Annotated in this window: 6 protein-coding genes and 1 other RNA gene; 4 read left to right on the top strand and 3 right to left on the bottom strand. The window is 43.5% G+C overall.

Annotated features, from left to right (window positions below; translation table 11 throughout):
• Window positions 1-462 precede the first annotated feature (462 nt).
• From Q0174_RS10945 to panB, 3 genes are all read right to left on the bottom strand, one after another.
• Complete coding sequence (locus Q0174_RS10945) at window positions 463-639, bottom strand: type II toxin-antitoxin system VapC family toxin (protein ID WP_297918442.1); 177 nt, start codon at window positions 637-639, stop codon at window positions 463-465.
• Window positions 636-902, bottom strand: a complete 267-nt coding sequence (locus Q0174_RS01700; RefSeq protein WP_295099432.1) for a hypothetical protein — start codon at window positions 900-902, stop codon at window positions 636-638. Before Q0174_RS01700 ends, Q0174_RS10945 begins: the two co-directional genes overlap by 4 nt.
• Window positions 903-965: 63 nt before the next feature.
• Window positions 966-1,763, bottom strand: a complete 798-nt coding sequence (panB, locus tag Q0174_RS01695) for a 3-methyl-2-oxobutanoate hydroxymethyltransferase (RefSeq protein ID WP_298041268.1) — start codon at window positions 1,761-1,763, stop codon at window positions 966-968.
• A 98-nt stretch (window positions 1,764-1,861) separates the two neighbouring features.
• Here panB and ssrA point away from each other — a divergent pair.
• The 4 genes from ssrA to imm40 form a co-directional block, all read left to right on the top strand.
• Window positions 1,862-2,223, top strand: a transfer-messenger RNA (tmRNA) gene (gene ssrA, locus Q0174_RS01690).
• A 549-nt stretch (window positions 2,224-2,772) separates the two neighbouring features.
• Window positions 2,773-2,907 carry a hypothetical protein gene (locus Q0174_RS01685; RefSeq protein ID WP_298041266.1) on the top strand — a complete coding sequence of 45 codons (135 nt, stop codon included), beginning with the start codon at window positions 2,773-2,775 and terminating at the stop codon, window positions 2,905-2,907.
• Window positions 2,908-2,938: 31 nt separating this feature from the next.
• Window positions 2,939-3,268, top strand: coding sequence for a hypothetical protein (locus Q0174_RS01680; protein WP_298041264.1), 330 nt, complete (start codon window positions 2,939-2,941; stop codon window positions 3,266-3,268).
• A 24-nt stretch (window positions 3,269-3,292) separates the two neighbouring features.
• Window positions 3,293-3,483: Imm40 family immunity protein (imm40, locus tag Q0174_RS01675; RefSeq protein WP_298041262.1), on the top strand; the 191-nt coding region annotated here is incomplete at its 3' end.

Raw genomic sequence — 3,483 nt, 5'->3', positions numbered from 1 at the left:
TTATCTAGCTCCATATCATCTTTATCAAAGAAAGAATTCAACGCGAAAAATGCCGCCAAAATCGGCAGCACCTTTACGCAAAAGAGCAAGCCCAGAGCCGCGGCTATGATGATTTTTAAAGCTTTAGCCAAATTTTCTCCTTAAATTTTATAAGCCGTTTAGGCGTGACGATTAATTTGCGGCGAGAGCAAAATTTAAACGCCCGCCGTGCAGCGTAAATTTTAAAATTTCAAATTTACGTCCAATTTTCTATTTTAAGCCCGCTTATATTTTTAAAATCTTTTTCGTTATTCGTAACGAGCGTGCAGCCGCGCGATAATACATTCCAGCGATCAACATATCCATATCTCCTATTTTACGATTAGCCGCCGTTAGCTCGCGGCGCACTGCACCATATGCCTGAGCATCACGCATGCCAAATGGCAAAATATTAAAATTTGAGATAAACTCGTCTATTGACCGTCAATTTAACTCTTTGCGCTTAGAATTTTCTGCACCAAATCTCAGCTCGGCAACGGTAATAAGCGAGATAAAAATATCCGATCTTAGATGTTTTGTCAGACAATCGAGTATTTTAGGAGCGTATTTTTCGTCGTTATTTATCAAATATATACAAATATTCGTATCTAAAACGATCATTTATCGAATCCAAACTCGCGCTCGCTCGGGATCTGTTTGCCGCGCTTGATCTCAGCGTCTTTAAATTTTGCCAGCGTCGCAAGCAATCCATCCCACTCGCCGCTACGTTTGGGGATGCTAAGCGTTATTTCGGTATCACTAAGCTCTTTTATCGCAAGCTCCTTAACGCCCTCCAAATTTAGATATTTCGGGATACGAAGCGCTAAGGAGTTGCCGCTTTTAAATACTTTTAAAGTTTTATCGTTAGCTGCTTTGACTTTCATCTATGCTCCTTTTATTTATTGGTTTTAGAATATATAAATTTTTAAAATTTAGCCCAAATCTCGCTACTGCCTATATTCAAACTCCTCGCTTGGGAAGCTCTCGTCCTTCACTTCGCGCGCGTATTCGCGCACCGCGCCTTTTACCAGCTCGGCGCCGTCTAAATAGCGCTTAACGAATTTCGGCCGAAACTCCGTGAAAAATCCACACATATCGCTCCACACAAGCACCTGTCCATCCACGCCCGCACCCGCGCCGATGCCGATGACGGGCACGTCGGTGCCGAGTGCCACTTGATTTGCGACCGCAGAAATCGTGCCCTCCACCAGCAGCAGCACCGCACCCGCCTCGACAAGCACTCTAGCGTCGTTTAAGACTTCGCGCGCGCCCTCCTCTCCGCGTCCGCTTACCTTGTAGCCGCCCATAAAGCGCGAAAACTGCGGCTTAAGCCCGATGTGGCTCATCACGGCGATACCGTTTCGATTAAGCAGCGCCACGGTATCCGCCATATGCGCGCCGCCTTCGATCTTAACGGCGTCGCAGCCGGTGCTCTCATAGACTTTGGCGCAGTTTTGTAGCGCGAGCTCTGGCGTCGCGCACGAGCAAAACGGCATATCCACGACCATATACGCTCGCTTTAGCCCCCGTCTTACGGCGCGCGCGTGATAGATCATCTGCTCCACGCTTGCGCCCAGGGTCTCGGAGTGCCCGCCGAAGCTCATATTTAGGCTGTCGCCTACGAGTACCATATCGACCTCGTCGTCGAAAATTTTAGCAAAAAGCGCGTCGTAGGCAGTGATCATCACGATCTTTTCGCCGGATTTTTTCATCTCATATAATTTAGAAAGCGTGATTTTGGACATTCTGGCTCCTTTGCTCGGTTGAAATTTCGATGCAATTTTAACATAAGCCGAATTTGACATTTATAAAATTTTAAAGTAAAATGCGCGCGCATTCTTTCGGGGGTGACTTGGCTTCGACGGGAACGGATGGGTCAAGGCGGCATGTCGCTTTGGATACAGCGTATAAAATCCAAACTAAATTTAAACGCAAACAACGTTAAATTTGCTCCTGCTTACGCTAAAGCTGCGTAAGTCCAGTCGAGCCCTGCTCTGCGCCGATACTATCTAAGCGCGGCGGCGGGTAATCTGTGATAGCGTAGCTCTGCGGCGTGACGAGCCGTAGGGTGAAATCCTAGTCTTTGCGCCGGCGGGTCGTTTTGGAAAGTGAGCGAGCCTACGCGAGAACTTCACTTTTGCTAAACATGTAGAGGCTTTGGTCGTTTGTTTTCGGACTGCGGTTCAATCCCGCACACCTCCACCAATTAATCTATTTTTAAATTTTAATCACTTCTTTTTAGTTGCATTTGGTTCCTGCGCGCAGGCGCCTATCTTAAATTTTAGCCATTCAGGCTCCTTTCATTTTTATTTTAGATATAATCTTTTTCGAAATATTAGGAGTGTTATTAGGGGCTTTTTCGCATTAAGGGTTTCCCATATGAACAAGGCGTATATTTTGCCAAAATTCGGCGGCAGGGGCGTCAAAAGCATCAAGAAGTACAAGACGCGATACGCAATATTATAGAAGAGGGGAAAAAGAAATGAATAAATTTGTTATGCTGTCATTGGCATATGTTGTTTTGCTAGCGGGGTGTAGCCTAAGTAATCGCTTTTTTATTCCGGGTACAAATTCAGATAAAAGTACTTGCGGTTTTATTTTTCATGACTATATACCTGATGATAAATTTTATATACCGAGGGGGCTCCGAGGATTTTTTAGATATATATTCAAGAGCTAAAAGCCAAAAAAGCGGCGAATATGAATATAAGCTAGTAGAGACTTTATCTCACTATTATAAATGGCACATCGACTATGGTTCCGATAGAATCTTGTGACGATAAGTGGTGTAAAATTTACTATCCTTGCGGCTATACGGAGTATTATGTCAAGAGGGATGAAATAGAGCAGCTTTGGCCTAACGGTCAAAAGACTTGGAGATCTAAATAAAAGATAGGACGCATTTTAAGTAGGAGAAGAGATGAAAAATTTTGTTATATCTTTTATCGCGTTATGCCTATATGGGCGCAGCCCTACGATTTTAGGGCATAAAATCACTTTTGCAAAACACAAAGACGATGCCTTTTATGGCGAATGTGGCGAAAAAATAGATCAAAAAATTATATATAAATTTAAAGATGGCGTTATTCGTAAAATTTTCTATGAAGATAAAGAGGAATTTGCTTATTATGATGAGATAGTCATCCCCATCCAATCCTGCGAAGGCGAATGGTGTAAAATTTACTACCCTTGCGGTGAAAGAGGGTATTTCGTAAAGAAAGACGAAATAGAAAAATGGCAATGGCAATAATCTTATACTTAAAAGGAGCGAATTATGTTATTTACAGATGAGGATTTTGTAAATATCGTGCCGCGGGACTTGTTAGAGCGCGGCATAAATTTAAGAGAGGAACTCGGTTTTTATGAAATCGCTTGGAAATTCGACGATGTAATGGAGGTGCTAAAAATCGCAAGAGATAGAGATATGCTTATCGTCGGAGGGGATGTATATCGCCTAAGCGGCAA

This window comes from uncultured Campylobacter sp. (assembly GCF_937996225.1).
In the GTDB taxonomy this organism is placed as follows: Bacteria; Campylobacterota; Campylobacteria; order Campylobacterales; family Campylobacteraceae; genus Campylobacter_B.
Note: the sequence above shows the minus strand (reverse complement) of the source record. Positions and strands in the feature narration are given on the sequence as shown.

What these genes read in the sequence shown, in the direction of transcription:
- Q0174_RS01680 (WP_298041264.1), top strand. Translation starts at nt 2,939, where the DNA reads ATGAAAAATTTTGTTATATCTTTTATCGCGTTATGCCTATATGGGCGC.
- panB (WP_298041268.1), bottom strand. Translation starts at nt 1,763, where the DNA reads ATGTCCAAAATCACGCTTTCTAAATTATATGAGATGAAAAAATCCGGC.
- Q0174_RS10945 (WP_297918442.1), bottom strand. Translation starts at nt 639, where the DNA reads ATGATCGTTTTAGATACGAATATTTGTATATATTTGATAAATAACGAC.
- Q0174_RS01700 (WP_295099432.1), bottom strand. Translation starts at nt 902, where the DNA reads ATGAAAGTCAAAGCAGCTAACGATAAAACTTTAAAAGTATTTAAAAGC.
- Q0174_RS01685 (WP_298041266.1), top strand. Translation starts at nt 2,773, where the DNA reads ATGGTTCCGATAGAATCTTGTGACGATAAGTGGTGTAAAATTTACTAT.